Origin of the sequence: Alkalihalophilus lindianensis (assembly GCF_032843265.1) — a bacterium.
Lineage (GTDB): Bacteria > Bacillota > Bacilli > Bacillales > Bacillaceae_D > Alkalihalophilus > Alkalihalophilus lindianensis.
The window spans coordinates 1-257 of sequence record NZ_JAWJBA010000620.1 but is presented as its reverse complement, the minus strand read 5'-3'; the positions used below and the strand labels follow the sequence as shown (position 1 = coordinate 257).

Sequence of the window (257 nt, the reverse complement as noted above, 5' to 3'; positions counted from 1 at the left end):
ATTGAGGATTGCGGTTTAGTGAGTGAACGTCTCAGTGAAAAACTTGATGATGTTGACCCAATTCCCCATAACTATTTTCTAGAAGTATCATCTCCTGGTGCTGAACGACCTTTAAAAAAACAAAAGGATTTCGAAAGAGCAATAGGGAAAAATATATTTATCAAAACGTATGAACCAATCGATGGAGAAAAAAGCTTTGAAGGTACGTTATTAGAATTTGATGGCCAATTCGTGAAAATAGAGATAAAAATAAAAAC

Annotated in this window: 1 protein-coding gene; it reads left to right on the top strand. The window is 33.9% G+C overall.

The window, feature by feature from the left end; translation table 11 throughout:
- On the top strand, nt 1-257 hold a 257-nt coding region (gene rimP / locus RYX56_RS23655; protein WP_317124291.1), incomplete at both ends, for a ribosome maturation factor RimP.